Annotated in this window: 24 protein-coding genes and 1 tRNA gene; 16 read left to right on the plus strand and 9 right to left on the minus strand. The window is 64.2% G+C overall.

Annotated elements, in window-relative coordinates; genetic code table 11:
* Positions 1–7: 7 nt before the first annotated feature.
* From AC1RUR_RS15380 to AC1RUR_RS15390, 3 genes are read right to left on the minus strand one after another with little or no spacing between them, the layout of a single operon-like run.
* A complete protein-coding gene (locus AC1RUR_RS15380) occupies positions 8–448 on the minus strand; it encodes a GNAT family acetyltransferase (RefSeq protein WP_492845337.1) in 441 nt (146 codons plus the stop codon).
* The gene (locus AC1RUR_RS15385; protein WP_492845939.1) at positions 445–1,872 is read right to left on the minus strand and encodes an FAD-binding oxidoreductase; all 1,428 of its coding nucleotides are present in this window, start codon (positions 1,870–1,872) and stop codon (positions 445–447) included. Before AC1RUR_RS15385 ends, AC1RUR_RS15380 begins: the two co-directional genes overlap by 4 nt.
* A gap of 23 nt (positions 1,873–1,895) precedes the next feature.
* Positions 1,896–2,885, minus strand: a complete 990-nt coding sequence (locus AC1RUR_RS15390; RefSeq protein WP_492845339.1) for an L-threonylcarbamoyladenylate synthase — start codon at positions 2,883–2,885, stop codon at positions 1,896–1,898.
* 68 nt (positions 2,886–2,953) lie between these two features.
* Between AC1RUR_RS15390 and AC1RUR_RS15395 the strand changes: the two genes are divergently transcribed.
* Positions 2,954–3,030, plus strand: a tRNA-Pro gene (locus tag AC1RUR_RS15395).
* A 271-nt stretch (positions 3,031–3,301) separates the two neighbouring features.
* Positions 3,302–3,511: a hypothetical protein gene (locus AC1RUR_RS15400; protein ID WP_492845341.1), complete on the plus strand. Its 210-nt coding sequence runs from the start codon at positions 3,302–3,304 to the stop codon at positions 3,509–3,511.
* Here AC1RUR_RS15400 and AC1RUR_RS15405 read toward each other — a convergent pair.
* Positions 3,495–4,010 carry an Lrp/AsnC family transcriptional regulator gene (locus tag AC1RUR_RS15405; RefSeq protein ID WP_492845343.1) on the minus strand — a complete coding sequence of 172 codons (516 nt, stop codon included), beginning with the start codon at positions 4,008–4,010 and terminating at the stop codon, positions 3,495–3,497. The two genes, AC1RUR_RS15400 and AC1RUR_RS15405, sit on opposite strands and share 17 nt — an antisense overlap.
* A gap of 112 nt (positions 4,011–4,122) precedes the next feature.
* On the opposite strand from AC1RUR_RS15405, the gene AC1RUR_RS15410 reads away from it, so the two are divergent.
* The 6 genes from AC1RUR_RS15410 (at position 4,123) to AC1RUR_RS15435 (ending at position 10,917) form a co-directional block, all read left to right on the plus strand.
* On the plus strand, positions 4,123–4,410 hold the full coding sequence (locus AC1RUR_RS15410; RefSeq protein WP_492845345.1) for a hypothetical protein: 288 nt from the start codon (positions 4,123–4,125) through the stop codon (positions 4,408–4,410).
* Positions 4,407–5,636, plus strand: a complete 1,230-nt coding sequence (locus AC1RUR_RS15415; RefSeq protein WP_492845347.1) for a thiamine pyrophosphate-dependent enzyme — start codon at positions 4,407–4,409, stop codon at positions 5,634–5,636. The genes AC1RUR_RS15410 and AC1RUR_RS15415 overlap by 4 nt, the downstream gene beginning before the upstream one ends.
* 2 nt (positions 5,637–5,638) lie before the next feature.
* Entirely contained in the window at positions 5,639–6,652 is a 1,014-nt protein-coding gene (locus tag AC1RUR_RS15420; protein ID WP_492845349.1) for an alpha-ketoacid dehydrogenase subunit beta, read from the plus strand.
* Between the two features lies 1 nt (position 6,653).
* The gene (locus tag AC1RUR_RS15425) at positions 6,654–7,919 is read left to right on the plus strand and encodes a dihydrolipoamide acetyltransferase family protein (protein ID WP_492845351.1); all 1,266 of its coding nucleotides are present in this window, start codon (positions 6,654–6,656) and stop codon (positions 7,917–7,919) included.
* A 1-nt stretch (position 7,920) separates the two neighbouring features.
* A complete protein-coding gene (gene lpdA / locus AC1RUR_RS15430) occupies positions 7,921–9,327 on the plus strand; it encodes a dihydrolipoyl dehydrogenase (protein ID WP_492845353.1) in 1,407 nt (468 codons plus the stop codon).
* A 138-nt stretch (positions 9,328–9,465) separates the two neighbouring features.
* Entirely contained in the window at positions 9,466–10,917 is a 1,452-nt protein-coding gene (locus tag AC1RUR_RS15435; protein ID WP_492845355.1) for an aldehyde dehydrogenase family protein, read from the plus strand.
* A 46-nt stretch (positions 10,918–10,963) separates the two neighbouring features.
* Here AC1RUR_RS15435 and AC1RUR_RS15440 read toward each other — a convergent pair whose 3' ends face one another.
* Together AC1RUR_RS15440 and AC1RUR_RS15445 are read right to left on the minus strand one after the other, a co-directional pair.
* Positions 10,964–11,710 carry a glucose 1-dehydrogenase gene (locus AC1RUR_RS15440; RefSeq protein ID WP_492845357.1) on the minus strand — a complete coding sequence of 249 codons (747 nt, stop codon included), beginning with the start codon at positions 11,708–11,710 and terminating at the stop codon, positions 10,964–10,966.
* Positions 11,711–11,842: 132 nt separating this feature from the next.
* Positions 11,843–12,562: a GntR family transcriptional regulator gene (locus AC1RUR_RS15445; RefSeq protein ID WP_492845359.1), complete on the minus strand. Its 720-nt coding sequence runs from the start codon at positions 12,560–12,562 to the stop codon at positions 11,843–11,845.
* A 129-nt stretch (positions 12,563–12,691) separates the two neighbouring features.
* Here AC1RUR_RS15445 and AC1RUR_RS15450 point away from each other — a divergent pair, with 129 nt between their 5' ends.
* The 8 genes from AC1RUR_RS15450 to AC1RUR_RS15485 all read left to right on the plus strand — a co-directional run bounded on the left by AC1RUR_RS15450 (position 12,692) and on the right by AC1RUR_RS15485 (position 21,176).
* The gene (locus AC1RUR_RS15450; RefSeq protein ID WP_492845361.1) at positions 12,692–14,113 is read left to right on the plus strand and encodes a sulfatase family protein; all 1,422 of its coding nucleotides are present in this window, start codon (positions 12,692–12,694) and stop codon (positions 14,111–14,113) included.
* A gap of 117 nt (positions 14,114–14,230) precedes the next feature.
* Entirely contained in the window at positions 14,231–15,811 is a 1,581-nt protein-coding gene (locus AC1RUR_RS15455) for an ABC transporter substrate-binding protein (RefSeq protein ID WP_492845363.1), read from the plus strand.
* Between the two features lie 31 nt (positions 15,812–15,842).
* Positions 15,843–16,796, plus strand: a complete 954-nt coding sequence (locus AC1RUR_RS15460; protein WP_492845365.1) for an ABC transporter permease — start codon at positions 15,843–15,845, stop codon at positions 16,794–16,796.
* Positions 16,789–17,697 (plus strand): ABC transporter permease, encoded by a 909-nt coding sequence (locus AC1RUR_RS15465; RefSeq protein WP_492845367.1) that lies wholly within the window; start codon positions 16,789–16,791, stop codon positions 17,695–17,697. Before AC1RUR_RS15460 ends, AC1RUR_RS15465 begins: the two co-directional genes overlap by 8 nt.
* Positions 17,698–17,700: 3 nt before the next feature.
* Positions 17,701–18,084, plus strand: coding sequence for a hypothetical protein (locus AC1RUR_RS15470; protein ID WP_492845369.1), 384 nt, complete (start codon positions 17,701–17,703; stop codon positions 18,082–18,084).
* A gap of 2 nt (positions 18,085–18,086) precedes the next feature.
* Complete coding sequence (locus AC1RUR_RS15475; RefSeq protein WP_492845371.1) at positions 18,087–19,088, plus strand: ABC transporter ATP-binding protein; 1,002 nt, start codon at positions 18,087–18,089, stop codon at positions 19,086–19,088.
* Complete coding sequence (locus AC1RUR_RS15480) at positions 19,081–20,046, plus strand: ABC transporter ATP-binding protein (RefSeq protein WP_492845373.1); 966 nt, start codon at positions 19,081–19,083, stop codon at positions 20,044–20,046. The genes AC1RUR_RS15475 and AC1RUR_RS15480 overlap by 8 nt, the downstream gene beginning before the upstream one ends.
* Positions 20,047–20,294: 248 nt before the next feature.
* Positions 20,295–21,176 carry a toll/interleukin-1 receptor domain-containing protein gene (locus tag AC1RUR_RS15485; protein ID WP_492845375.1) on the plus strand — a complete coding sequence of 294 codons (882 nt, stop codon included), beginning with the start codon at positions 20,295–20,297 and terminating at the stop codon, positions 21,174–21,176.
* 193 nt (positions 21,177–21,369) lie between these two features.
* Here the strand turns inward: AC1RUR_RS15485 and AC1RUR_RS15490 are convergent, their stop codons facing one another.
* The 3 genes from AC1RUR_RS15490 to AC1RUR_RS15500 form a co-directional block, all read right to left on the minus strand.
* The gene (locus AC1RUR_RS15490) at positions 21,370–22,281 is read right to left on the minus strand and encodes a nucleotide-binding protein (RefSeq protein WP_492845377.1); all 912 of its coding nucleotides are present in this window, start codon (positions 22,279–22,281) and stop codon (positions 21,370–21,372) included.
* Between the two features lie 180 nt (positions 22,282–22,461).
* Positions 22,462–22,788: a hypothetical protein gene (locus tag AC1RUR_RS15495; protein WP_492845379.1), complete on the minus strand. Its 327-nt coding sequence runs from the start codon at positions 22,786–22,788 to the stop codon at positions 22,462–22,464.
* Positions 22,789–22,883: 95 nt separating this feature from the next.
* Positions 22,884–23,108: a hypothetical protein gene (locus tag AC1RUR_RS15500; RefSeq protein ID WP_492845381.1), complete on the minus strand. Its 225-nt coding sequence runs from the start codon at positions 23,106–23,108 to the stop codon at positions 22,884–22,886.
* Between the last annotated feature and the right edge of the window lie 29 nt (positions 23,109–23,137).

The following is a 23,137-nucleotide window of genomic DNA, read 5'->3' on the forward strand; positions in this document are numbered from 1 at the left end:
TTTCCAGCTACGTTGTGGAAGCGCGGCCGTCGAGCCACTTCTGGAACATCACGGACGTGGATTCCTCGAAGCCGAGCGACTGGTAGAACGCATTGGCCTGCGCATTCTCGCGGCGGACCAGAAGCTGGAGCTTGGCGATGCCGGCCGCGCGCAGCCAGTCCTCGGCCGCGGCCATGATGACGCGGCCATGGCCGCGCTTGCGGCCATCGGGATCGACGGCGACGTAATAGACCCAGCCGCGATGGCCGTCATGGCCGACCATGACAGTGGCGACGATCGCGCCGCCGTCGCGGCCGATCAGCACGGTCGAATTGTCGCGCCGCCGCGCCAGCGCGATGTCGGCATGCGGGTCGTTCCAGGGCCGCGTCAGGCCGCAGCGCTGCCACAGCGCCACGACCGGCTCGACGTCGGCGTCGGAAATCGCATCGATCGCAAGTGAGACGCTCACAGCACCTTCCCCGGATTCATGATTCCCTGCGGATCCAGCATCGCCTTGATGGCGCGCATCAGCTCGATCGCGGTCTTGTCCTTCACCTCGGGCAGCTCGTCGCGCTTGAGCACGCCGATGCCGTGCTCGGCCGAGATCGAGCCGCCCATGCGCAGCACGATCTCGAACACCACGGCGTTCATCTCGTGCCAGCGCGCCAGATAATCCGCGGTGTCGGCACCGATCGGCTGGCTGACATTGTAGTGCAAATTGCCGTCGCCGAGATGGCCGAACGGCACCGGTCGCGCGCCGGGGATCAGCTTGACCACGGCGGCATTGGCCTCGTCGATGAAGGCGGGCACGGCGGCGACGGGCACCGAGATGTCATGCTTGATTGAGCCGCCCTCCGGCTTCTGCGCCGCCGACATCTCGTCGCGCAGCTTCCAGAAGCCGGCGCGCTGGGTGAGGTTGGCCGCGATCACGGCGTCGTCGACGATCTCGTCTTCCATGGCGCGGGTCAGGATCGTTTCCAGGGGCGTGCGTGCATCGTCGCCCGGCGAAGACAATTCCATCAGCACATACCAGGGATGCTTCGCTTCGAGCGGATCGCGCACGTCGATGCCGTGGCGGATCGAGAAGTCGACCGCCATCTCCGAGAGCAGCTCGAAGCTCGTCAGCGCATTTGCAGCTTCACCCTGCGCGATCGTCAGCAGCTTGAGCGCCGCCGCCGGCGACTTCAGCCCGACGAAGGCGGTCTCGACGGCCCGCGGCTTCGGAAACAGCTTGAGCGTCGCCGCCGTGATGATGCCGAGCGTGCCTTCCGCGCCGATGAAGAGGTTGTGCAGATTGTAGCCGGTGTTGTCCTTCTTCAGCTTCGACAGCACGTTGAGCACGCGCCCGTCGGCCAGCACGACCTCCAGCCCGAGCGCCATCTCGCGCGCGACGCCATAGGCGAGCGCGGCGGTGCCGCCGGCGTTGGTCGAGAGATTGCCGCCGATGGTGCAGCTTCCTTCCGCGCCGAGCGACAGTGGAAACAGCCGGTCCACGTCCGTCGCCTTCTGCTGCGCGATCTGCAGCACCACGCCGGCCTCGCAGGTCATGGTGTTGGAGGCGGTGTCGACCTCGCGGATCCTGTCGAGCCGGCGCAGCGACACCACGACCTCGCCATTGTGCGGCGTCTGCCCGCCGACGAGCCCGGTATTGCCGCCCTGCGGCACCAGCGCGATCCTGTGATCGGAAGCGAGCTTGCAGATCGCCGAGACCTCCGCAGTCGAGCCCGGGCGCAGCACCAGCGGCGAGCGGCCGTGGAACAGATTGCGCTCCTCGGCGACGTAGGCCTCGATGTCGGCCGCATCGGTGATCGCGTGGCGGTCGCCGACGATCTTGCGGAATTGTTCGACCAGCTCGGGCGCAAGCGGAGGGGTAGCGGGCTTGTTGATGTTCATCTCGTCGTCTCTCATTCCGCTTCTTATCGCGCAACCGCAGCCCGGCGCAGCCGGTCATTGATCGCTTCGCCCAAATCGTCTTCGGGAATCGTCATCACCGCGATGGTCCGCGACCCCTTCGCATCGAGGGCGCGAAGATAGCCGAACAGGTTGGCGGCCGCTTCATCGAGATCACCGGTGGGCGACAAATTCATGACGGCTGACGCGGCGTCAAGGCCGGGCAGGCGCGCGGGGCCGAATGCCAGCAGCGCTTCGCCAGGCGCGACGTCGCGCGCATTGAGCCGCACGCTGGCACGCGGCGCGTAATGCGAGGCCAGCATGCCGGGCGCCAGCGGCTGGCTGTCGTCGCTCTCGGCCTCCGCCGGCGGCCGCGCCAGGGCTGCGCCGAGCACGGCCTCGATCCGCTCGCGCGACAGCCCGCCGGGCCGGAGCAGGATCGGTGCGTCGAAGCAGCCGACAATGGTCGATTCGACACCGACCGTAACAGGCCCGCCGTCGACGATCAGGTCGATCCGCCCCGAAAGGTCGCTCTCGACATGGGCGGCCAGCGTCGGCGAGACGTGACCTGAGATGTTTGCGGACGGCGCCACCACCGCTCCGCCAAAGGCGCGCAGGATCGCCTGCGCCACCGGGTGGGCGGGGATGCGGATCGCGACCGTGTCGAGGCCCGCCGTGGCGAGATCCGCCACCGGGCAGCCGCCCGTCTTCGGCACCACCAGCGTCAGCGGCCCCGGCCAGAACGCCTCGGCAAGCTTCAGGGCCGGTGCATCGAACCGGCCGATGGCCTGCGCGGCGGCAATGTCGGCGACATGGGCGATCAGCGGATTGAAGGCCGGCCGGCCCTTGGCGGCGTAGATATGAGCGACCGCGGTGGCGTTGGCGGCGTCCGCGCCTAGCCCATAGACCGTCTCGGTCGGGAACGCGACCAGGCCTCCGGCCGCGAGCGTCCGGGCGGCGGCTTCGGCGGCAGCGTGGCCTGCCGGTAAAATCAGCGTTTCAAGACCCGTTTTCACAGGGATAAAATTCCTCAACTCGGCCGCTTGCGGTGCGCCAAGCCCGACGCTATAAGCCGGCCTCTTGTCGGAGTGTGGCTCAGCCCGGTAGAGCACTGCGTTCGGGACGCAGGGGTCGCAGGTTCGAATCCTGCCACTCCGACCATTATTTCAAGTACTTATAGTTTCGATGTTTTTTGTGCGCAATGAAATGCGCAATGATTTGAGGCACATCAGCCATGCCCGTCGATCTTGAGGCGTACGCCAAGGACGTCAGGAGCAGGTAAGGCAGATTCGTGATGACCTTGAGCCGCTCGAAGCCGGAAGAAGGGCGATCGGCGCGCGCGAGGGAGACGGACCTGGCGCGATGTCGCCGAGGACACGATAAAGCACCAAGTCCTCCCTTCGGACCTGCGAGCTGATCACGTCAACGGACCGTGCGGAAAAAATTCTGCGGCAGCCTCGACAAGGGTCATCACTTTGTTCTCTCCCCATTGGGTCGGATCGGCGCGGGCGGCCTCGTCGCGATGGTGATCGCCAATGTCGTCGCCTTCTTCCTGGTCCGCATCGCCGGGGGGGCGAGCCGCGGTGCGCCCGCCAGGCTTTTCGATAGCTTTGGTACGGTGAATATTAGATACCCCCATTGATGAGCAGCGGATCGGCTGATGTCACGAGCTTCAGGGTCCGCAGCGAAAAGGTCGATCGGGTGTGCCGGATGCCCTGGATCCGGTAAAGCTTCTCCCGGAGAAAGCGCTCGTAATGCGTGGTGTCGGCGACCGCGACCTTGACCAGATAGTCGTAATCGCCGGTGACGAGATTGGCTTCGATCACTTCCGGGATTTTTGCAAGGGCGTCGCCGAACCGGGCGAGTACCTTGTCATCGTGCTTGTCCAGCGTCACTTCGATGAAGACGATATCCTTCAGCCCGATGGCGACGTGGTCGATGATCGCCGAATAGTGCTTGATCGCGCCGATCTCCTCCAGGCGCCGGACCCGCGACCAGCACGGCGACGACGACAGTCCGACCCGATCGGATAATTCGTTGATCGTCAGCCGTCCTTCGTTGCGGAGGATCGAGAGGATCTTTCGATCGACCAGGTCGAGGTCCGCCTTGGTGCGCGGCTTCGCGCGGGAAGACGATTTCATCAGATATCTCCGGATATGCAGACGATTCTTCTGCAAAACATGACCATCCCACAAAATATCGGGAAAATCACCCGTTGACCCGGCAGTAGAGTCCTGTCGAGGAGATCAGCCAATGTCGTCAGCCGCCTGTCGCGCTTCGTCCGTCGTCTTCAGGGCCGTTGCCACGGACTCACTTGCCGCGGCGTCCCAGCTTCTGGACGATGTGCAGCGCTTCGGATTGCAGATGATCGAATTCCGGATGCTGGTCGATGAGGAAGGCGGAGCGGCCATCGACTTCGGCATCGACGCAAGCCCGGACCGCGATCCCTCGGTCCTCTGCTCCCGCTTCGCACGACATCCCGCGCTCCGTTCGGTCGAAATCGTCAGACGAACGGTCGAAACCGAGGATACGGTGGCATGAACGTTCAACCTCTCACCCTGCATGTTCCCGAGCCGCAGCCTTGTTTCGGCGGCACGGCGGATTTCAGCGGCTTTCGGCTGTCGGATGCGGGACGGGTTCGCCGCCCGGCGATCGATGTCGAGGCGGGCGAGATCCGCGATCTCGCCTACGAGCTGATCCGGGTGCTCGATGCCGACGGACATGCGGTCGGCCCTTGGTCCGAGGCATGTCCCGTAAATCAGCTCCGCTCCGGCCTGCGCGCGATGCTGAAGACGCGGGCTTACGATGCCCGCATGACCATGATGCAGCGGCAGCGCAAGACCTCCTTCTACATGCAGTGTACCGGAGAGGAGGCGATCGCCTGCGGCTTCCAGTCGGCGTTGCAGGCGGGAGACATGAACTTCCCGACCTATCGCCAGCAGGGGCTGCTGATCGCGCAGGACTGGTCGCTGGTCGACCTGATGTGCCAGGTGCTGTCGAACGAAAAGGACCGCATGAAGGGCCGTCAGCTCCCGGTGTTCTATTCGGCGCGCGAGGCCGGCTTCTTCTCGATCTCCGGCAATCTTGCCACCCAGTATGTGCAGGCGGTGGGTTGGGCGATGGCGTCGGCGATGCGGGGCGACAGCCGCGTGGCCGCAGCCTGGATCGGCGAAGGTGCGACCGCCGAAAACGACTTCCACGCCGCGCTGGTGTTCGCCTCGGTGTACCGCCCGCCCGTGGTCCTCAACGTGGTCAACAATCAATGGGCGATCTCGACGGCGCAGTCCGTCGCCGGCGGCGCCCAGGCGACCTTTGCGGCGCGCGCGCATGGCTACGGAATTCCTGCCCTGCGCGTCGATGGCAACGATTATCTCGCGGTTCACGCGGCGGCGCGCTGGGCCGTGGAACGCGCCCGCCGCAATCTCGGGCCGACGCTGATCGAGTGGGTGACCTATCGGGCCGCACCGCATTCGACCTCGGACGATCCGTCGAAATATCGCCCGCCGAATGATCGGGCGGCCTGGCCACTCGGCGATCCCGTCGAGCGGCTGAAGGATCATTTGATCGGGATTGATGCCTGGAGCGAGGCGCGTCACGTCCAGCTCAAGGCCGAACTCGAGGAGGAGATCGCCGTCGCGGCCAAGGAGGCGCAGGGTTTCGGGACGCTGGTCGAGGGCTCGAAATGCAGCCCGGCCTCGATGTTCGATGACGTCTACAAGACAATGCCGCCTCACTTGCGCGAACAGCGCCAGGAGCTTGGGTTCTGAGCATGCCGTCCTTGACCATGATCGAGGCGATCCGCGATGCCATGGACGTGATGATGGCGCGGGACGACCGTGTCGTGACGTTCGGCCAGGACGTCGGTCGCTTCGGCGGCGTGTTTCGTTGCACCGACGGCCTGCAGGGCAAATATGGATCATCGCGCTGCTTCGATACGCCGATCTCCGAAAGCGGCATCGTCGGCATCGCCGTCGGCATGGGCGCCTACGGCCTGAGGCCGGTCGCTGAAATCCAGTTCGCCGACTACATGTATCCGGCCTACGACCAGATCGTGTCGGAAGCCGCGCGCTTGCGCTTTCGCTCGGCCGGCGAGTTCAGCGCCCCGATCGTGGTGCGCATGCCCTGCGGTGGCGGCATCTTCGGCGCGCAGACCCACAGCCAAAGCCCGGAGGCGCTGTTCACCCATGTGGCGGGGTTGAAGACGGTCATTCCCTCGAACCCGCATGACGCGAAGGGATTGCTCATCGCCGCGATCGAGGACGACGATCCGGTGGTCTTCCTCGAACCGAAGCGAATCTACAACGGCCCGTTCGACGGTCATCACGATCGGCCGGTCGTGCCGTGGTCCAAGCACGAGCTGAGTGAAACGCCGCAGGGGTATTACACCGTGCCGATCGGCGAAGCGGTGGTTCGCCGCGAAGGCACGCAGGTGTCGATCCTGGCCTATGGCACCATGGTCCATGTCGCCGAGGCGGCATGTCGGGCGGTTGGTGTCGATGCCGAAATCATCGATCTCAGGTCGCTCGTTCCGCTCGATCTCGACACCATCGTGCGATCGGTCATCAAGACCGGCCGCTGCATGATCGTGCACGAAGCGACCCGCACGTCGGGCTTTGGCGCCGAGCTGTCCGCATTGATCCAGGAAAAATGCTTCTATCATCTCGAGGCGCCGGTCGTGCGGGTCACAGGCTGGGACACGCCTTATCCGCATGCGCAGGAGTGGGACTACTTCCCGGGCCCGGATCGCGTCGGCCGCGCGCTGATCCGGCTGATGGAGAATTGAGATGCCGGTCGAGCTGGTCAAGCTGCCCGATGTCGGAGAGGGCGTTGCCGAGGCGGAAATCGTCGAATGGCATGTGGCCGTCGGCGAGGCGGTCAAGGAGGACCAGATCCTGGCCGCTGTGATGACTGACAAGGCGACGGTCGAGATTCCGTCGCCAAGGGCTGGCGTGGTCGTCAAGCTCGGCGGAGAACTGGGCGCGCGTCTGGCTGTCGGCAGTGCGCTGGTCGGAATCAGGTTTGGCGCCGACGATGAGGGCGTCGCAAATGGGCACGACGCTGTCGCGCGCATCGTCGTTGGCGCCGGTTCGGAACCGAACCCGGTTGCCCCGGACGTGACGCAACCGACTGCAGCGGATCGGCGCGACGCTACGGCTAGCGCCAGCGCACCGCCGGCGCTGTTGCGTCCGATTGCGTCGCCCGCTGTGAGAGCGCGGGCGCGTGAGTCGGGGATTGATCTCCGCCTGGTTTCGGGCTCGGGCCCTGCGGGCCGGATCACGCGTGATGATCTTACTGACTATGTTCGCCAATCGAAGGGCGTTGGTGGCCCCCGGATCGTGCAGCGTAATGATGCTGTCGAGCAGATCAAGGTCGTTGGTCTGCGTCGCAAGATCGCCGAGAGGATGGCGGCCTCGACCCGGCGTGTGGCGCATTTTTCCTACATCGAGGAGATCGACGTCACGGCGCTCGAGGAATGCCGCAAGCAGCTCAACACGCGGTTTGCCGACAGCCGCCCGAAGTTGACCGTCTTGCCGTTTGTCGTCGCGTCGCTTGTCCTCGCGCTGCGCGATTTTCCGCAGGTGAACGGAACCTATGACGACGACCAGGAGGTCGTCAGCCGCCACGGTGCAGTTCATGTCGGCATCGCCACACAGACGCCATCCGGCCTGATGGTGCCCGTGCTCTTCCATGCCGAGACGCGCGATCTCTGGAGCTGCGCGGACGAGATCAGGCGGCTCGCGACGGCGGCGCGCGATGGCAGTGCGAAGCGCGAGGAGCTGGGCGGTTCGACCGTCACCATCACCAGTCTCGGCGATCTCGGCGGGATCGCAACGACGCCCGTGATCAATCGACCGGAGCTCGCGATCATCGGCGTCAACAGAATGATGATCCGTCCCGTGTGGCGCGAAGGCCAATTCGTTCCGCGCATGATGATGAACCTGTCGTCGTCATTCGATCACCGCATCATCGATGGCTTCGAGGCCGCGCAATTCATCCGGCGCATGAAAGAGTTGCTCGAGGCGCCGGCGCTGCTTTTGGTTGGAAACTGACATGCATGAGAGCTCCGCGGAGGTCGTGATCATCGGCGGCGGGCCCGGCGGCTATGTCGCCGCCATTCGTGCCGGGCAACTGGGATTGCGAACCGTGCTGATCGAGCGTGCCGCTCTGGGCGGGACCTGTCTGAACGTCGGCTGCATTCCCTCCAAGGCGCTGATCCACGCCGCGGATGCGTTCCACGTCGTCAATAGGCAACGTGAAACCACGCCGTTTGGCCTGAGTGTGGGGGAGGCGAGGCTCGATTTCGGGCGGACCGTCGCGTGGAAGGACGCGATCGTGAATCGCCTGACAGGCGGGGTTGCCGGGCTTCTGAAGAGAAGCGGTGTATCGGTAATCTCAGGCATGGCCGAAATACTGGATGGCAAGACCGTCAAGGTCGAGACGGCCGATGCGACGATACGTGTTCGCGCCAGGCATCTTGTTCTCGCAACAGGTTCGGTGCCGCAGGCGGTGCCCACGCTGCCGTTCGGCGGCAATGTCATCTCGTCGACCGATCTGCTCTCGCTGCCGGAGAGGCCGCGCAAGCTCGTTGTTGTCGGCGCCGGCTATATCGGCCTTGAGCTCGGCATTGCCTTTGCAAAGCTCGGATCTGACGTAACGGTCGTCGAGGCCGACGAGCGGATTCTGCCGAGATGGGACGCGGCATTGACGCGACCTGTGGTGAGGCGGCTCGAGGAGCTAAGGGTCAGTGTCGTCACCTCGGCATACGCTCAGGGGCTGACGCGCGATGGCGAAAGCCTGTTGATCGAGCAGCGTGGGCAGGGCCCGCGCGAACTGCCGGCGGACAAGATACTGGTTGCGGTCGGGCGCAGGCCTTGCACCGAGGGCTTCGGCCTGGAACGGCTGGATCTCGCGATGGACGGAAAATTCGTTGCGATCAATGATCGCTCCGAGACATCGATGTCGAATGTCTGGGCGATCGGCGACCTCACCGGAGAGCCGATGCTGGCGCATCGCGCCATGGCGCAGGGCGCGATGGTGGCGGAGATCATGGCCGGACATCGCCGCTCCTTCGATGCCAGGGCCATTCCTTCGGTCTGCTTCACCGATCCGGAAGTGATCTCGGTCGGACGCACGCCGGAAGAGGCCACGGCAGACGGCAAGGCGGACGGTTACGAGATCAAGGTCGCGATGTTTCCCTTCGCTGCGAATGGCCGGGCCCTGACGCAGATGGATGAAGAGGGATTCGTGCGGATCGTCGCGCGCGCCAGCGATCACCTCGTGCTGGGGGCGCAGGCGGTCGGGGCGGGAGTCTCGGAACTGACGTCGTCGCTGACACTTGCCATCGAAATGGGGGCGGTGCTCGAGGACATTGCCGGCACCATCGGCGCCCATCCGACGCGGAGCGAAGCGATCCACGAGGCTGCGCTTGGCGCGTTGGGGCAAGGCTTGCATTTCTGAAAGGCTTGCATTTCTGAAAGGCTTGCATTTCTGAAGGGCCTGCATTTCTGATGGACGCGAAAGCGAATTTGGTGGAAACAAACTTGATAGAAGCGTCTTGCAGGACTTGCAGCAGGATCAAACTCTGGAGCGCGGACCTTGTCGAAATCTGAACGGACTTACCGCAACCACATCGCCGGCCGCTGGGTCGATGCCGCCGATGGACGCCGTCTCGAGATCCTGGATCCGTCCGACGGTTCGCATCTTGCCGATATTGCCCGCAGCAGCAGCGAAGACATCGATCGCGCGGTGCGGGCGGCCCGAGCGGCGCTGGCCGGTGACTGGGGGCGCATGTCGGCGACCGACCGTGGCCGTATCCTGCACCGGATCAGCGAGGGTGTTCTGAAGAACGTCGATCTGCTGGCGGATCTCGAAGCGCGTGACGTCGGCAAGCCACTCAGGCAGGCGCGGGCCGATGTCGAGGCGCTGGCGCGCTACTTCGAATTCTATGGTGCTGCAGCCGACAAGGTTCACGGCGACACCATCCCTTATCGTTCCGGCTTTACGGCCATCACGCTGTATGAGCCTCACGGCGTGACCGCCCATATCATTCCCTGGAACTATCCGATGCAGATCATCGGACGCAGCCTTGGTGCAGCCCTTGCCATGGGCAACGCCGCCGTCGTGAAGCCGGCGGAAGAAGCCTGCCTCACGGTGATCGAGTTCGCCCGCATCGCGGAGGAGGCGGGGTTGCCGCACGGTGCGTTCAACCTTGTCACGGGGACCGGTGAGGAGGCAGGCGCGGCCTTGTCCGGCCATCCCGGCATCAATCACATTTCCTTCACGGGTTCGGTGGCGACCGGTGCGCTGGTGCAGGCCGCCGCGGCGCGCAATGCGGTGCCGGTGACGCTGGAGCTTGGCGGCAAGTCGCCGCAACTGGTGTTTGCCGATGCCGATCTCGATCGGGCTTTGCCGTTCCTGGTGATGGCGGGCATTCAGAACGCGGGCCAGACCTGCTCCGCATCGTCGCGGATCCTGGTCGAGAAGTCGGTCTACGAAGAGGTTGCGGCACGCATGACCGATGCGTACCGAAAGCTGAAGGTGGGACCGGCGCTGTCGGATCTCGATGTCGGTCCCGTGGTTTCGCGCCGCCAGAAGGACATCGTCGACGGCTATATCGGCCTTGCCGAGCGTGACGGCGCGCGTCTCGCCGCGCAGGGCACGATCGTGCCGGATGCGCCGGCGGGTGGCGCCTATGTCAAGCCGACGCTGATCCGCGACGTTTCGCCCAGCCACCGCCTCGTGCAGGAAGAGATCTTCGGTCCGGTCCAGGTGATCATGCCCTTCGACAGCGAGCAGCACGCGCTCGAACTGGCGAACGGTACGCCCTTTGGCCTTGTCTGCGGAATCTGGACCCGGGACGGCGCGCGGCAATTCCGCCTCGCGCGCGGGATTCAGTCAGGCCAGGTCTTCGTCAACAACTACGGCGCCGGCGGCGGCATCGAGCTGCCGTTCGGTGGCGTCAAGCGTTCTGGTCACGGCCGCGAGAAGGGCTTTGAAGCCCTTTACGGCTTTGCAACGACCAAGACGATTTCAATCTATCACGGCTGACGGCAGCGAGTGCCGGCGGTGATCGCACCGCCGGCATTTGCTTGCGTCAGATACAGCGGCCGCCGTCGACTTCCATGGCGACGCCCGTGATCATGCTTGCTTCGTCCGAGCAAAGGAAAGCGGCCGCGTTGCCCATGTCTTCAGGCGTGGAGAAGCGGCCGAGCGGAATCGTCGACAGGAATTTGGCGCGGATCTCCGGCGTGTCCTGACCCATGAAGGTCTTCAGGAGCGGCGTTTCGCCGGCGACGGGATTGATGGCGTTGACGCGGATGCCGAACGGGGCGAGCTCGACGGCCATCGCGCGCGTCGCCGTGATGACCCAGCCTTTCGAGGCATTGTACCAGGTCAGGTTCGGTCGCGGGCTGACGCCGCCGGTGGAGGCGACATTGAGCACCACGCCGGATTTCTGCTGCTTGAAGTGCGGCACGATGATCTTTGCACCGTAGTAGATCGACTTCATGTTGACGCCGGCGATCCGGTCGAACATCTCGTCCGTCACCGTTTCGAGCGGTTGCGGTGTGTGACCGACGCCGGCATTGTTGACGAGGATGTGGAGCCCGCCGAATTCCCGCTGGGCCTTTTGCACGACTGAAGCGAAGCCGGATTCGGCGGAGATATCCGCAACGGACGCAATCGCCTTGCCGTCGAACAAGCCGGCTACGCACTCGGCCGCCACCTGATCGCGATCGGCCACGACGACGCGGGCGCCTTCGGCGACGAATTTACGGACGATGCCTTCGCCGAAGCCGGAGCCGCCGCCCGTCACGATTGCGATCTTGTCTTTCAGTCTCATGGCGGTCCTCATTGTTGTAAAATCTGGAGATGGGTTGACCGCGGGCACCGCTTGCATGGCAATGCGATCGCCGGTGAAGGCGGGAGAGATGCATCGCTTTGCAGACGAATGAAGGTGAGGGGGCCGTCGCGGTCAGGACGAGTCGTCGAGAATTCCGACGGTTGCCGCCTGCGCGGCGTTGTGCCGGCCGCCCCATACGTCGCGCGACCTTTCGAGGTGCCGTCGGATGGTCGCTTCGGCGCCGCTGCGGTCCTGCTTCGAGATATAGTCGAGCAGCTTGAAGTGTTCGTTGGCGGATTGCTTGAGAAAGTCTCGCGGCGACTCGCCGCTCGCAAAGCCCTGCAGCCGCACACGGTCCCTGAGCGTCTCGACCAGTTTGGCGAGATAGTGATTGCCGAGCGTGGCGATCAGCTGGACGTGGAATCTGAGATCGGTATCAAGGAAGGCAATCAGATCGCCGGTATCCGCCGTTTGCCGCGTGGCCTCCGCCAACTGACGAAGCTCGTCGAGTTGTCCGCCCGACAAGCCGCCCTCCGCGATGTCGCCGACGCTCGGCACTTCCAGCAGCAGCCGGACCGAGAAAATGTCATTGAGTTCGTTGAGCGAGAGCGACACCACGCGAAAGCCGCGATTGCGCTCCGCCTCGAGCAGGCCTTCGCGCTCGAGATCAAGCAGGGCCTCTCGAACCGGGGTCGCTGACACGCCGAGTTCGCCCGCCAGTCGCGGTACCGAGTAGAGCTGATCCGGTTGCATCTGCCCGGTGATCACGAGCCCGCGGATCACCTGCCGCGCCTGCTCGCGCAGACTTGGCGCCGAAACCAGCCCGCCTGAGCCCTTGCGCATCGTTTCCATGCATTTCCCCTAGCACAGCGGTATGAAACCCCGCAATATAAAATGTGATGTGTGATATATTATAGCTTGACGCCAAAAGTGTGATGCGTGATATTTTATTCCAGAAGAAAAAAACCAGGGAGGTCATAAATGGCGGTAGATCGCATCCTCATGATCGTGTCCGACACCGTGCGGACCGATATGCTCGGGTACAACGGTGGTGGGGTCAGAACCCCCAATCTCGACAAGCTTGCCGCCAAATCGATGGTTTTCGATCGCTACTACGCGTCGAGCTTCCCGACCGTCCCCGCGCGCTACGATTATCTGACCGGCAAGCCAGCCTTCGCCGGCGTAGGCTGGGGTGCGCTGCCGCGTGCGGATCGCTCGATCGCAACCACGTTGACCGAAGCGGGCTACACGACCCTCGGCGTGGTGGACACGCCGTTCTATCAGGTCAACGGCTACTCATATGATCGCGGATTCAATTTCTTCTACGACATGAAGTCCCAGCTGTTGGGAACGCCGCACTATTCGTCCTACAGCGCGCCCAACAAGACCAAGCGCCAGGGCGAAGGCAAGCTGCCGCAATGGCCGATCACCGGCAAGGTGAAGCCCGATCCGCGCACGGGCGAGATGGACTGCCCGGCGCCGCTCACCATGGTGCAGGCCGCCAAATCCCTCGAGCAGATTTACGAGGACAAGTTCTTCGCGCTGGTCGACACCTGGGATCCGCACGAGCCGTGGGACCCGCCGGCCTATTACGTCAGGCACTATCTTCCCGATTATGCCGGAGAGCGCGTGCATCCGCCCTATGGCGAATGCAAGAAGCACGGCATGACCGATCGCGATATCGCGGTGGCGCGCGCGCTCTATAGCGGCGAGCTCGAGCTCGTCGATCGCTGGATCGGGCATCTGCTCGATCAGCTCGTCTACCTCGGCATCGAGGACTCCACCGCCATCATCTTCGTCTCCGACCACGGCTTCCTGCTGGGAGAGCATGGGCTGATGGGCAAGATGGTCCGCAGGGCGCCCGGCGAGGCGACGTGGATGCGCTCGCCGCTTTACGAGGAGATCGCCAAGGTACCGCTGTTGATTCATGTGCCGGGCGCAAAGGCCGGTCGAACCGGCAAGCTTGCTTGCGCGCTCGACCTCGCGCCCACGATCTGCGACATGGCCGGCCTGCCGCGCCAGGCGGAGATGCAGGGGATCTCGCTGCTCCCCGCAGTCCAGGGCCAGCCGTTCGAAGGACGCGATCACGTGCTGACCGCGCTGCCGCTCGCCAATCCCGGCGATACGGTTGAAGTCGTCGACGATCTGATGCGCACGGTGGTCGAATGGCAACCCGTCACCATCACGACGGAGCAATGGTCGCTGCTCTACGCGACGCCGAACGATCCGGTCGAGCTCTATGATTTGCGTTCCGACCCGAAGCAAGCGACCAACGTCGCGGCAAAACACCCCGACGTCATCCGCTCCCTGCTGAAGCTGTATGCGGAAGACCTGCGCCGCGCCGGCGTCACCAGGAAATACAGCGATCCGCGCCTCGCCGCCCTGCTCGAACCCGCATCCTAGTTCGCGTGAAGACGACGCGCCAAAACAGGAATCCGCAGCGTCGGTTCTGATTCGATCAGAACCGATCATGCTCCCGTTCGTCACTGCGGCAAGCTCGATCGACTGATGGAGTGAGACATGAGGGGCGACTTCACGCGAAGGCAATTCCTCGGCTCCACCGCGACGGGGCTGATTGCTCTCGGATATGGCGCCGGGACGCCGTCGATGGCGGCGGAGGGCGAGGGCCCCACGCCGAAGCGCGGCGGCGTGCTGACTGTCGGTCAGGACGAGAATCCGATCGGACTCGACCCGCACAAGACGGCGGCGTTTTCGACCACCAACATCGCCGAGCATATCTTCAGCTGCCTGCTCAGATGGGATGCGACGGTGAGCCGTGTCGAACCGGACCTCGCAGTTGCCTGGGAGAATCCGGATTCGCAGACGTTCATCTTCCATCTGCGCGACGGCGTGAAATTCCACAATGGTGACGCGCTCACCAGCGACGACGTCAAGTTCACGTTCCAGCGCATGGTCGATCCCGCGACCCGCTCGCCGTGGGCCTCGATCTTCTCGGTGATCCGCGAAATCGAGACGCCGGATCCGCGGACGGTGATATTTCGTCTCGCCAATCCGTTCTCTCCGTTCCTCAACTATCTCGCCACGGTCAGGTACACCGCGATCGTCAGCCGGGAGGACGTCAAGCGGCGCGGTGACCTCGTCACCGGCGGCGTCGGCACGGGGCCGTTCATGCTGGAGGATTTCCGGCCGAATTCGCTGATACGGCTGAAGCGCAATCCCTACTATTATGAGCCCGGATTGCCTTATCTCGACGGCATCGACTTCCGCATCATTCCCGATGAGGGCAGCCGGATGGCGGCTTTGCGGGCGGGCAGCGTCCAGCTGACCTGGCTGGGCCGCCCCGATTCGGCTGCGCAGATGCGCGATGTCGCGGATATCGTGGCGCCTGAACCCGAAGCCTATTCGCGGCTGATGCTGCTCGAATTCGATCAGCGCAAGCCCCCTTTCAACGACGTTCGCGTTCGCCGCGCCTTCAGCCTCGCGCTGAACCGTGAGCTGATCGTCAAGGTGGTCTGGCGCGGCCGCGCCGGCCTCGCGGCCGCGCTGCCGCCGATGCAAGCGCCTTTCGCGGTCCCGAGCGGCGAGGTGCCCGGCTTGCCCTATGCCAGGGAAGACGTGGCCGCGGCCAAGGCGCTGATGGCGGAGGCCGGCTTTGCCGGCGGGTTCGACACGATTTTTGCCGTCTCGCCGGCCAACTATGGCGACGTTCAGATCGCCCAGATCATCCAGCAGATGGTCGGCCGTGTCGGCATCAGGATCAAGATCCTGCAGAAGGAATGGAGCAATCTCGTCGCCGATTTCCAATCGACGGAATCTCCGATCTCGATGGCCGGCCTGGTTTGGGGACCCGACCCCGACACCAATATCTCGATCCGGCTGGACTCTCGCTCCACGGTCAACCCGGGCAAGACGGCCGATCCCGTGCTGGACGATCTGCTCGCCAAGGCGCGCCAGAGCTATGACCCGGCCGAGCGTGTCCGCCACTATCGCGCGGTCCAGCAGCGCGTCGCCGACATGGCTTACGTCATCACACCCTGTGCCGCCCCGCTGCGATGGGAGATGTGGTCGACGAAGTTGCAGGGCTACCGCGCCTTGCCATCGACGCTGCGCGTCTATCTTCGGCAGGCCTGGTTGCAATAGGTGCAAGCGCGGGACTTGAATGGAGGTGTCGATGCTCAGATATGCCGCTGGGCGCATCGTTCTCACAGTGCCGGTGCTGTTCGGCGTGTCGCTGATGAGCTTCGCCATCATTCATCTGATCCCCGGCGATATCGTCAGCGTGCTGGCCGGCCCCACGGTGGCGCTCGACTCCGAAGCTGCCCAGAACATCCGCCGCGCCCTGCATCTCGATCAGCCGCTGCCGGTCCAGTACGGCATCTGGCTGATGGGCGCGCTGCGCGGCGATTTCGGCAACTCGCTGGTGATGGGGTTTCCGGTCGGCCCGCAGATCGCCTCGCATCTCCCGGTGACTCTGGTCCTGACCGCGTCGTCGCTGGTCATTGCGGTCATGATCGGATTGCCCGGCGGCGTCATTGCAGCGACGACGCGCGGGCGCTGGCCCGATCTCGCCATCCGTGGTGTTGCGCTGCTCGGCCTGTCGACACCGCCGTTCTTCGTCGGCGTGGCCGCGGTGTTGCTGCTCTCGATCTATCTGCCCTCGTTCAAGACGCTGGGCGCCGTCGACCTCCATCACGATCCGCTCGGAGGGCTTCAGACCCTGCTGCTGCCGGCCTTTGTGCTGTCGCTGGCGTCCGCCACGACGATCATGCGCTACACGCGTGTCGCCATGCTCGAAGTGCTGGCGGAGCCCTACATGGCGACGGCGCGCGCCAAGGGCGCCGGTCGTCTCCGCGTGCTGGTCCGGCACGGCCTTCGCAATGCCCTGTTGCCGGTGGTGACCGCGGTCGGTGTCACCGCCGCCCACCTTATTGCAGGTGCGGTCGTGGTCGAGCAGGTGTTCGGCTTGCCCGGGATCGGGCAGTTGATGCTCAATGCGATTTATCACCGCGACTATACCCAGGTTCAGGCCACAGTGCTGGTGATCACCACGCTCGTGGTCCTGATCAATATTCTGGTCGACCTCAGCTATTATTTGCTCGATCCGAGGATTCAGCAGCATGGCTGACGCGCATCCGACTGTGATCGACGTGCCGGACCCAGCCGGTCTGCAGCTGAACCAGCCGGCGGTTGCCGACGACTCCGATCCGGTGTCCTCGCGTTTCCGGCTTCGCCTGAATCTGCCGCTCCTGATCGGGGCCGCGATCGTGCTGCTGTCGATCGCCCTCGCGCTCGCCGCGCCCTGGCTGACCCCGCACGATCCACTGGAGATCGCCGACGCATCGCTCTCGCCGCCGTCAAGTCAATATCTGCTGGGCACGGATCAGCTCGGACGCGACGTCCTGACGCGGATCCTCTACGCGGCGCGCAGCTCGCTCGCGGCCGCCTGCCTGAGCGCGGTGCTGGCGTTTGCATCGGGCACCCTGATCGGCCTCCTCGCCGGATATTCCAGCGAGCTGCCGGATGCCTGCCTGATGCGCGTGCTCGACATCCTGCAGGCCTTTCCCGCGCTCTTGCTGGCGATTGCGCTGGTGGCCGCGCTCGGGCCGAACCTGCCCAATCTCGTGTTCACCATGGGCCTGTTGTTCATGCCGCGCTTCGCCCGCGTTGCGCGCGCCTCGACGCTGTCGGTGCGGGAGCGGGACTACGTCACCGCGTCCATCGGTCTTGGCGTGTCGCGCGCGCGAACCCTGTGGCGGCACGTTCTGCCGAACATCGCGTCGCCCCTGATCGTCGAGGCGTCGTTGACGGTGACGATCGCGATCCTGACCGAGGCCTCGCTGTCGTTTCTCGGGCTCGGCGTGCAGCCGCCCGATCCGACCTGGGGCGGCATGATCGCCGAATCCACCTCGGTGATGGCGCTCGCGCCATGGCTCGCCCTCAGCCCGGGCTTTGCCATCGTGTTTGTCGTCGTCGGCTTCACGTTGATGGGCGATGGCTTGCGCGATGCTCTGGATCCGAGAGGTTGATCGATGCTCGACAAATTGAAGACTGGTGCAATGCGCGACCGGTTGTCCGATCTACACTTCATCGAAAGGATCGAGAAGCTCGATCGACGCTTCCACTCCTTTTTTACCGGGGCGGCGGACGGGGCGCTCGAACCGGCCACGGTGATCGATCGAGGGATCGATCACGGCGCGCTGGCGGTTGCGCCGGTGTCGATCAAGGAACGGTTCTGGACCAAGGGCATCCGCACCATCAGCGAAGCGCGGATCCATGCCGGCCATGTGCCGGCGGAATCGTTCGCGCGCCTGCACGGAGTGGACCGGACACGGCAGGCTCGCCTCTGGATCATTTCGACCGAATTCCTGATCGAAACCGGGCCGGACGAAGGGCCGTGGTTTAGCGGGGCGTAATCATGTCGCTGCTGCGCGTAGAAAATCTGCGGACCTATTTTGACACGCGATCCGGCGTGATGAAGGCCGTCGACGGAATTAATCTCGAGGTTCGCGAGGGCCGCACGCTCGGGATCGTTGGTGAATCCGGCAGCGGAAAGAGCGTCACCGCACTTTCGATCATGCGTTTGATCGAGCGGCCGGGCCGCATTCTGCCCGGCAGCCATATCTACTTTGAAGGCAAGGATCTGGCGGCGATTTCGGAACGGGAACTCGAGGATGTCCGCGGCAATCGAATGTCGATGGTGTTTCAGGAGCCGATGACCTCGCTCAATCCGGTCGTTACGGTGGGCAACCAGATCGTCGAAGCGATCCGGCTGCATCGTCGCATCAGCGCGCGCCAGGCGCGCGCGCGCGCGATCGAGCTGCTCGATCTGGTGGGGATTCCGTCACCCGAGCGGCGCGTCGACGCCTTTCCGCACCAGATGTCGGGCGGCATGCGGCAACGGGTCATGATCGCCATGGCGCTGGCCTGCGACCCCAAGCTCTTGATCGCGGATGAACCGACCACTGCGCTCGATGTCACGATCCAGGCGCAGATCCTCGAGCTGCTTCGCCAGCTGCGGGACAGGTTGGCGATGGCGGTGATCCTGATCACCCATGATCTCGGCGTCGTCGCCGAGATGTGCGACGACGTTGCCGTGATGTATGCGGGGCAGGTGGTGGAGCACGGCTCCGTCGAAGCCGTCTTCCGCAGCCCGCAGCATCCCTACACCGAGGCATTGCTGAGGTCGATCCCACTCCTCGGAATGACGCAGGCCGAGCCGCTCAACGTGATCCCCGGCATGGTCCCCAGCGCGCTTCAGTGGCCAGTGGGCTGCCGGTTCGCCCCGCGTTGCAGCTACGCGTCCGACCATTGTCGTCGCGAACCGCCGGCGCTGTTCGCAACCGACTCGGGATATGCAGCCTGCTGGCTGCGTTACGCTGCGGAGCAATCGCAGCGGGGAGCAACTGCAAATGCATGAGCCGTTGTTGCGTGCCCGTGGCGTCGAAAAATACTTTCCTGTTCGTAGTGGCCTATTGCGACGCGACGTTGTGTATGCGCGAGCGGTCGACGGTATCGACCTGGACGTCGGCCTCGGAGAGACACTCGGTCTGGTTGGCGAATCCGGCAGCGGAAAATCCACGCTCGGACGGATTCTGGTGGGGCTGATGAAGCCGAGCGCCGGAGAATTGTCGTTCGACGGCACGAAGATGGCCGATCTGAACGGGGCGGAATTGCGCCGCTCGCGCCGTCAGATGCAGTTCATCTTTCAGGATCCCAGCGGATCGCTGGATCGCCGGATGAAGATCCACGACATCATTGGGGAGGGTCTCCATGCCCAGGGCATGGAGCGTCCCATGCGTGACAGGCTGATTGCAGAAATGCTCGACAGGGTGGGGCTGCGCCGGGAGGCTGCACACCGCTATCCTCACGAGCTGTCAGGTGGCCAGCGTCAACGTGTCGGAATTGCGCGGGCGCTTGTGCTTCGACCGAGACTTGTGGTTGCCGACGAACCCGTTTCCGCGCTCGACGTCTCGATCCAGTCACAGGTTCTGAACCTGCTGGTGGAATTAAAGCGCGAGCTGCGCCTGACTTACGTTTTCATCTCGCACAATCTCGCTGCGGTCAGCTATGTCAGCGATCGGATCGCGGTGATGTATCTTGGCAAGCTTGTTGAACTGACGTCGACCGAGCGGCTCTGCCGCGCGCCGCTTCATCCCTATACTCAGGCGCTGGTGTCGGCGGTGCCAGAGCCGATTCCAGGCCGCCAGCGGCGGGCCGTCGTGTTGCGGGGGGACATTCCCAATCCGATCCAGCCTCCCTCCGGTTGCCGCTTTCGGACGCGCTGTCCACTGGCGCAACCGATTTGCTCAGAAAGAGAGCCGCAGCTGAAGGTGGTTGGAGCGGCAGATCATCTCGTTGCCTGCCATTTCGCATGATCGGCCCTGTGGCTGTGCTCAAGTACCGCCATTTTGGACGAGGCTCCACTGACCCGACCCCGATAACCGCGATAGCGGCCCACGGCCCTCAACACACGCGACGCGGGGGCGGACGCGGCCCCGACGCTTGCTCCGCTTCAAGAAAGCCGCAACGATAGCGCAACCCGGACGGCCCTGACTTCCTCGATCCGGCAATGCTCGTGTACAGTTCCAGGGCGGGCATCGCGCCGTTGGGGAGGAGCTTGGCCATGACGAGATATGTCGACGTCTTCATCTCGCACAAGATGGAGGACGCGGAGAAGGCAAAGCAGCTGAAGCAGCGCATCGAGGGTCTTGGCCTCTCCTGCTGGATCGACGACGACGATGCGGAGATGAAGCGGATCCAGACGTCCGCTCCCGTCGACTACGCGGCCCTCACCGACCGCATCCGCGAGAACCTGCGCACCTGCCGCTGCCTGATCTATGCCTACACCGCCCGCTCGCGTAGCTCGCGCTGGATGCCGTGGGAGCTCGGCTTCTTCGACGGACGGTGGGGGCGCCGGCTTGTCGGCCTCTACGATCTCGACGAGGGCGTACAGAAGGCGGAGTCGTTGGGCGATGAGGCCGGAATTCCGGAGTTTCTCCAGATCTACACCGAGTTGCAGCCGGCGACGCTCGAGGACTTCCTGCAATATGTTCGCTCGCCGCGCGCGCTGTCTGATCGCGCGGACGTGGACGTCGATCGCTGGGCCAATCTCGCCGCCGGCCTGATGCGCGATCCCGTCAATGTCTCGATCGACGCGATGCAGTTCTGGATCGCTTACCATCAGGCTTTCTTCGGACGCGCGTTCGGCGCGTCCGGCCCCGATTTCAGCCGGCCGCTGCTGGCCTGGACCGAGATGGCCCGCGCAGCGATGGCGCCGTTCGGGAAGCTGATGCAGCCGGCCGCGCCGGGCGCCCTTGACTGGTGGATCCAGCGGCAGGCCGGCGCGAGCATTGCCGCGCAGAGCGAAAGCATGATGCTTCCCGACTTGCGTCAGTTCGCGCCGCATTTTGCCGCAGCCGCGATGCAGTCGCCGTTCGGCGATCCCGATCGAATGGTCAAGCTGCTTCATGACGCCAATGCGGACGCCATCAAGGTCAGTCGCTGAGCCGCCGGGCTGGCGGTTCTGCCGCGGACTGTGATGCTGCGGCCCTGCGAAAATGCCTTGTCCGGATGGGGCGCGTGCCTTGGCGGAGCGCCAGATGTTTCGGCTGGAGTAGCTTCGAGATGACGCAACGAGGAGGCGCGGTCACGAAGACATGCGGCAACTGCCGCGAGGGTGTCGTCCTCGTGAAACGCGCTCAGATCGACTCCACGAACGCCTTCAGCGACCGCTCGATCGGTTGGATATCGCCCTGCGTGGGCAGGGCCGCATAGATGTCGCCGCCGAGATCGGCCGGCAGTTTTGATCCGGACTCCCGGATGACCAGAACGTTGTTCTTTCCTTTCTGGCCGATGAAGTAGCCCGCTTCGAACACGACGTTGTCACGCGGCACCGCCGCGACGCCGGGCGGCGGGTCGGCGAGATCATCGTCCTTCGTGAAGAGAAATATGCCGCCGATCGATCGCGCAGCCGCCTGCTCGATCTGATTCAGAATGGTCCGGCCTGGAATGAAGTCCGTTTGCCAGTCCAGCACCTCGGCCCCGAGGCTCTTCAAATAGGTCTTGATCGATTGTGCAGTCTGGCTCGACGTGCTCGCGTAGCCGAGAAATACGTCCTTGCGTTCCCTCAGCTTGTCCAGCCAGTAGTTGAACGGCACCAGAAATTCGTCGGTGTGCAGCCATTCGACGTCTGCATTGCCGTCAAATCCGCCGACGAACCCGGCAAAGTTGAGGTCGAAGACGACGCGGCGTTTGATGTCGCGCTGCGCCAGCACCAGCATCGGCAGTCCGAGGGTCCGGGTGAGAGCTCCCTCATAGTGGTTGAATTCGGTCGGCAGAAGGACGGGCTGCGAATTCGCGTCATTGAAGTTCCAGCGGGCCATGCCGAGCAGCGCGGCGCCGACGCAGCGTCGGGCGATTTCATCTGCGTCGCGAGGGTGCCAGGATCGCGACGATGCCAGGCCAGGCTTGCCCCTTGGATTGGTAAAGACCTCCGGGACGAAATTATGCTTTTCGATCTCGTCGACGATGGCCCATTTCAGGCGATTGAGGTTCGGCGGCAACCAGGGGTCTGCGGGCAGGCTCACGTAAATCCGACGCGTGACCGGCATTTTCTATCCTGACAATCAACTACATCCAAAAGGTGTGTGGGCGAGATATGTCTACCAATCTGGCAGGGCGCCTCACCGGAGTCAAAGGCGTTCTTCGAGCGGCGGGTCGACGGCCGCCTGGGCGCGTCGAGGCAGCCCGTTCAGACCCATGAAGCGGTCAGGATCCGCGTCCCCCGAGCTTCACCGCCGTGCCACCAGCACCCCCACCAGAAACGCCACCATCAGCGAGGGCAACGGCGCCTCGCGCACCATGCCGCGCACAATGTCAGGCCAGCGCTGCTCCGGGACCAGTCTGGGCGATCGCACGTTGGGCATCGGCTCGATGCCCCAGTGTGAGGCGAGCTCGGCGACTTCGCTCGACGCCAGCCGCACACCGTCGCGAACGAGAAAGATCGCGGCCTCCGATCGCTCGCGCGGCGCGAGCTGCATCAGCGTCGCGATCGCCGTCCGCAACGTCATCTCGCCGAAACCTTGCAGCCTCACCTGCTCCTCGGGATCGGACGTCATGCGAAAGCCCTCACAGCGCCAGATTCATGCTCTGCATGGAAAATGGTGGCGGCGGACGTTGGTTCCCGGCGCAACGCCGAAACGTCGGGTCGCGCCTATTTTCGCAGCAGCTCGCTCAACGCCGCCGTCGCCTCGGCGCAGCGGATGTCGTCGATCTCACGCGAGAGGCCGAGCGCATGCGATCTCAGCTCTTCGACCTTCCAGCTGTCGGGATGCTGGCTTTCGAGCTGGCTGAGACGCTTGTTCAGATCGTCCAGTCTGGATTGAAGCTGACCAATGCTGGCCGCCCCGTTCACTTTCCAAACGCGTTGTGCACGCATCGTAGTTCCCCTGTCGTCTCACGGCGTTG

The sequence above is a fragment of the Bradyrhizobium sp. GW821-FHT12B03 genome (assembly GCF_058807535.1).

Coding starts and splice junctions, on each gene's coding strand:
- AC1RUR_RS15415 (WP_492845347.1), top strand. CDS start 4,407: ATGAACGTTCAACCTCTCACCCTGCATGTTCCCGAGCCGCAGCCTTGT.
- AC1RUR_RS15480 (WP_492845373.1), top strand. CDS start 19,081: ATGCATGAGCCGTTGTTGCGTGCCCGTGGCGTCGAAAAATACTTTCCT.
- AC1RUR_RS15455 (WP_492845363.1), top strand. CDS start 14,231: ATGAGGGGCGACTTCACGCGAAGGCAATTCCTCGGCTCCACCGCGACG.
- AC1RUR_RS15475 (WP_492845371.1), top strand. CDS start 18,087: ATGTCGCTGCTGCGCGTAGAAAATCTGCGGACCTATTTTGACACGCGA.
- AC1RUR_RS15465 (WP_492845367.1), top strand. CDS start 16,789: ATGGCTGACGCGCATCCGACTGTGATCGACGTGCCGGACCCAGCCGGT.
- AC1RUR_RS15405 (WP_492845343.1), bottom strand. CDS start 4,010: ATGAAATCGTCTTCCCGCGCGAAGCCGCGCACCAAGGCGGACCTCGAC.
- AC1RUR_RS15490 (WP_492845377.1), bottom strand. CDS start 22,281: ATGCCGGTCACGCGTCGGATTTACGTGAGCCTGCCCGCAGACCCCTGG.
- AC1RUR_RS15440 (WP_492845357.1), bottom strand. CDS start 11,710: ATGAGACTGAAAGACAAGATCGCAATCGTGACGGGCGGCGGCTCCGGC.
- AC1RUR_RS15495 (WP_492845379.1), bottom strand. CDS start 22,788: ATGACGTCCGATCCCGAGGAGCAGGTGAGGCTGCAAGGTTTCGGCGAG.
- AC1RUR_RS15485 (WP_492845375.1), top strand. CDS start 20,295: ATGACGAGATATGTCGACGTCTTCATCTCGCACAAGATGGAGGACGCG.
- AC1RUR_RS15445 (WP_492845359.1), bottom strand. CDS start 12,562: ATGGAAACGATGCGCAAGGGCTCAGGCGGGCTGGTTTCGGCGCCAAGT.
- AC1RUR_RS15470 (WP_492845369.1), top strand. CDS start 17,701: ATGCTCGACAAATTGAAGACTGGTGCAATGCGCGACCGGTTGTCCGAT.
- AC1RUR_RS15450 (WP_492845361.1), top strand. CDS start 12,692: ATGGCGGTAGATCGCATCCTCATGATCGTGTCCGACACCGTGCGGACC.
- AC1RUR_RS15460 (WP_492845365.1), top strand. CDS start 15,843: ATGCTCAGATATGCCGCTGGGCGCATCGTTCTCACAGTGCCGGTGCTG.
- AC1RUR_RS15420 (WP_492845349.1), top strand. CDS start 5,639: ATGCCGTCCTTGACCATGATCGAGGCGATCCGCGATGCCATGGACGTG.
- AC1RUR_RS15425 (WP_492845351.1), top strand. CDS start 6,654: ATGCCGGTCGAGCTGGTCAAGCTGCCCGATGTCGGAGAGGGCGTTGCC.
- lpdA (WP_492845353.1), top strand. CDS start 7,921: ATGCATGAGAGCTCCGCGGAGGTCGTGATCATCGGCGGCGGGCCCGGC.
- AC1RUR_RS15410 (WP_492845345.1), top strand. CDS start 4,123: ATGTCGTCAGCCGCCTGTCGCGCTTCGTCCGTCGTCTTCAGGGCCGTT.
- AC1RUR_RS15500 (WP_492845381.1), bottom strand. CDS start 23,108: ATGCGTGCACAACGCGTTTGGAAAGTGAACGGGGCGGCCAGCATTGGT.
- AC1RUR_RS15385 (WP_492845939.1), bottom strand. CDS start 1,872: ATGAACATCAACAAGCCCGCTACCCCTCCGCTTGCGCCCGAGCTGGTC.